This window comes from Methanohalophilus levihalophilus, assembly GCF_017874375.1.
Classification (GTDB): domain Archaea; phylum Halobacteriota; class Methanosarcinia; order Methanosarcinales; family Methanosarcinaceae; genus Methanohalophilus; species Methanohalophilus levihalophilus.
In genome coordinates this window covers 1-4,148 of record NZ_JAGGLK010000005.1, presented here as the reverse complement: position 1 = coordinate 4,148, position 4,148 = coordinate 1, and the positions used below count along the sequence as shown (strand labels likewise).

General features: G+C 52.3%; 1 tRNA gene and 2 rRNA genes. All 3 read left to right on the top strand.

The features are described from left to right. Positions 1-44 precede the first annotated feature (44 nt). A 16S ribosomal RNA gene (locus J2755_RS11275) occupies positions 45-1,519 on the top strand. A gap of 112 nt (positions 1,520-1,631) precedes the next feature. Continuing rightward, positions 1,632-1,704: transfer RNA gene (locus J2755_RS11270), tRNA-Ala, on the top strand. 124 nt (positions 1,705-1,828) lie between these two features. Next, a 23S ribosomal RNA gene (locus J2755_RS11265) occupies positions 1,829-4,148 on the top strand; the annotation flags it as partial.

Genomic DNA, 4,148 nt, shown 5'->3' with positions numbered 1-4,148 from the left:
ACAATTCCTTAATTGACCAAATATCTTAATGTGTGTAATAGTAAATTCTGGTTGATCCTGCCAGAGGTTACTGCTATCGGTGTTCGATTAAGCCATGCGAGTTACATGTTCTTCGTGAACATAGCGGATTGCTCAGTAACACGTGGACAATCTGCCCTTGGGTTCAGTATAACCCCGGGAAACTGGGGATAATCCTGAATAGGCCATTGAAGCTGGAATGCTCTTTGGTTCAAAGTTCCGGCGCCCAAGGATGAGTCTGCGGCCTATCAGGTTGTAGTGGGTGTAACGTACCTACTAGCCGACGACGGGTACGGGTTGTGAGAGCAAGAGCCCGGAGATGGATTCTGAGACATGAATCCAGGCCCTACGGGGCGCAGCAGGCGCGAAAACTTTACAATGCGGGAAACCGCGATAAGGGGACACCGAGTGCCAGCATACTATGTTGGCTGTCCACATGTGTAAATAGCATGTGTTAGCAAGGGCCGGGCAAGACCGGTGCCAGCCGCCGCGGTAACACCGGCGGCCCGAGTGGTAATCACTATTATTGGGTCTAAAGGGTCCGTAGCCGGTTTAATCAGTCTTCCGGGAAATCTGACAGCTCAACTGTTAGGCTTCCGGGGGATACTGTTAGACTTGGGACCGGGAGAGGTAAGAGGTACTACAGGGGTAGGAGTGAAATCTTGTAATCCCTGTGGGACCACCAGTGGCGAAGGCGTCTTACCAGAACGGGTCCGACGGTGAGGGACGAAAGCTGGGGGCACGAACCGGATTAGATACCCGGGTAGTCCCAGCCGTAAACGATGCTCGCTAGGTGTCTGGAATGGTGCGACCGTTTCAGGTGCCGCAGGGAAGCCGTGAAGCGAGCCACCTGGGAAGTACGGCCGCAAGGCTGAAACTTAAAGGAATTGGCGGGGGAGCACCACAACAGGTGGAGCCTGCGGTTTAATTGGACTCAACGCCGGAAAACTCACCGGGGGCGACAGCAATATGTAGGCCAAGCTAAAGACTTTGCCTGAATCGCTGAGAGGAGGTGCATGGCCGTCGCCAGTTCGTACTGTGAAGCATCCTGTTAAGTCAGGCAACGAGCGAGACCCGTGCCCACTGTTGCCAGCATATCCTTCGGGATGATGGGTACTCTGTGGGGACCGCCGATGCTAAATCGGAGGAAGGTGCGGGCTACGGTAGGTCAGTATGCCCCGAATCTCCCGGGCTACACGCGGGCTACAATGGTTGGGACAATGGGTCCCTACACCGAAAGGTGATGGTAATCTCACAAACCCAACCGTAGTTCGAATTGAGGGCTGAAACCCGCCCTCATGAAGCTGGAATCTGTAGTAATCGCGTTTCAACATAGCGCGGTGAATACGTCCCTGCTCCTTGCACACACCGCCCGTCAAACCACCCGAGTGAGGTATGGGTGAGGTTACGAACATCGTGTCGTATTCGAACCTAAATTTCGCAAGGGGGGTTAAGTCGTAACAAGGTAGCCGTAGGGGAATCTGCGGCTGGATCACCTCCTAAGCATAACCCTCAAAGAAGGGTTAACAAACTGTCCAATACCGATCAGAAATCGATAAACTGCCATGTCATGAAAACAAACTGACAAATGAATTCGTTGGAGAATTCACCAAGGGCTTGTAGATCAGTTGGAAGATCGTCGCCTTTGCAAGGCGAAGGCCCTGGGTTCGAATCCCAGCAAGTCCATTACAAGTGCACCAGGCGAGTAGTGTCGCCCGGGAAGGATGGATGTGCTCCCCCTGCAACAGGGAGCATAATGAGATCGTGTATAAGATCGTTATACCTGACGCTTACTGGAATAAGTGAAGCGGAATTCTGGCAAATATGCCAGCAGGTGGATGGCTCGGCTCAAGAGCTGATGAAGGACGTGCCAAGCTGCGATAAGCTTTGGGAAGGCGCATGGAGCCTGTGAACCAAAGATCTCCGAATGGGACCTCTTGACTATTGTCGATCAGTAATGATCGGGAACGCCCCGAATTGAAACATCTTAGTAGGGGCAGGAAAAGAAATCGAAGAGATGCCGGTAGTAACGGCGAGTGAACTCGGCACAGTTCAAACCGAATCCCCCCGGAAATGGTGGGGAAATGTGGTGTTAAAGGACTGACCTTCAGATCCTCTCCTTCTTTAGTTGAATTTTTCTGGAACGTTAAACCACAGAGTGTGAAAGTCACGTAAACATGAGAAGGCGGATTTGGTCAATTCCTGAGTAGCGTGTGTTGGATATCACGCGTGAATTTGGGAGGCACCAACTTCCAAAACTAAATACTCCTTGAGACCGATAGCGAACTAGTAGGGTGACCGAAAGCTGAAAAGTACCCCAAGAAGGGAGGCTAAAAGTGCCTGAAACCTGTTGGTGATAGAACGATATGGCATGAAAGGATCTTCATTACGAAGGAAACAGCCGCGAGGCTGCAGTACGAGTAATGTTGCCGATGTCATATCTTACGTTTTGAAGAACGGGCCAGGGAGTGTATTTCCATGGCGACGGCTAACTTTGCAGAAAGGCAGCCGAAGCGAAAGCAACAAGTGCGCATCTTCGGAGAGGCACGGCGTATACAAGTGCGTGGAGTCATGGGAATACGACCCGAAGCCGGGTGATCTAGGCGTGGGCAGGTTGAAGCGTGGCGAAAGCTACGTGGAGGACCGCAAGCGGTACTGATCTGCAAATCGTTCGTGTGACCTGCGTCTCGGAGTGAAAGGCTAATCTAACCCGGCATCAGCTGGTTCCTTCCAAAACATGTCGTAGCATGACCTGACCAGAGATAGTCGGTGGAGTAGAGCACTGATTGGGGATCCCGGGGGAGAAATCCCTCAGTCCCTTGTCAAACTCCAAACCCACCGTCGTCGTAGAAGGTCGGAGTCCGGGCTACTGGGGTAAGCCTGTAGTCCGTAAGGGAGACAACCCAGCCCGTGGTTAAGGTCCCCAAGTGTCGACTAAGTGTTAATACTAAAGGGTGTCCCAAGTCCTAGACAGCTGGAAGGTTAGCTTAGAAGCAGCTATCCTTTAAAGAGTGCGTAACAGCCCACCAGTCGAGATTTGGGGCCCCGAAAATGGACGGGGCTCAAGTCGACCACCGATACCACGGAGTACTGAAAAGTAATCTTGTAGGAAGGCGTTGCGCTCGGGTAGAAGCAGGGCTGTGAAGTCCTGTGGACCGTGCGGAAACGAAAATCCTGGCAATAGTAACAGCATAGTCAGGTGAGAATCCTGACCGCCGAAGGGGCTAGGTTTCCTCGGCAATGATCGTCAGCCGAGGGTTAGTCGGTCCTAAGACGTACCGTAATTCGAGTACGCCAAAAGGGAAACAGGTTAATATTCCTGTACCACTTGACAATAAAACTGACGTCTCGGGGCAGGTTGAACGGCGTCGTCGCGCCGTCTAAGCATCGAACCCTGTGGAGAGCCGTAATGGCGAGAAGCAGGCGAATATGTTATGGCGAAAGTCAACTGCACCCTGGGACCCGTGAAAAGGGAGTCAAGTGTCCGTACCGAGAACTGACACTGGTGCCCCTAGCTGAAAAGGCTAAGGCGTGTCGGAATTAAACTGGCTAAGGGAATTCGGCAAATTGGCTCCGTAACTTCGGGAGAAGGAGTGCCTGCTATGAAGATAGCAGGTCGCAGTGACCAGGGAGCTCTAACTGTCTAATATCAACATAGGAGATCGCAAACCCGTAAGGGCTAGTACGATCTCTGAATCCTGCTCAGTGCAGGTACCTGAAACCTCGGTTCAACGGGACGAAGGGCCTGTAAACAGCGGGGGTAACTATGACCCTCTTAAGGTAGCGTAGTACCTTGTCGCTTAATTGGCGACTTGCATGAATGGATCAATGAGAGCTCTACTGTCCCTAGCCAGAATCCGGTGAAGCTTGCATTCTAGTGCACAGTCTAGAGACCTCTAGGGGGAAGTGAAGACCCCGTGGAGCTTTACTGCAGCCTGTCGTTGGGTTGTGGTTTTGGATGTACAGTGTAGGTAGGAGACGTCGAAACCCGCGCGCCAGCGTGGGTGGAGTCACAATTGGGACACTACCCTTCCAGAATTACGACCCTAACTCATCTGAGGACCCCGATAGGTGGGCAGTTTGCCTGGGGCGGGACGCCCTTGAAAAGATATCAAGGGCGCACAAAGGTT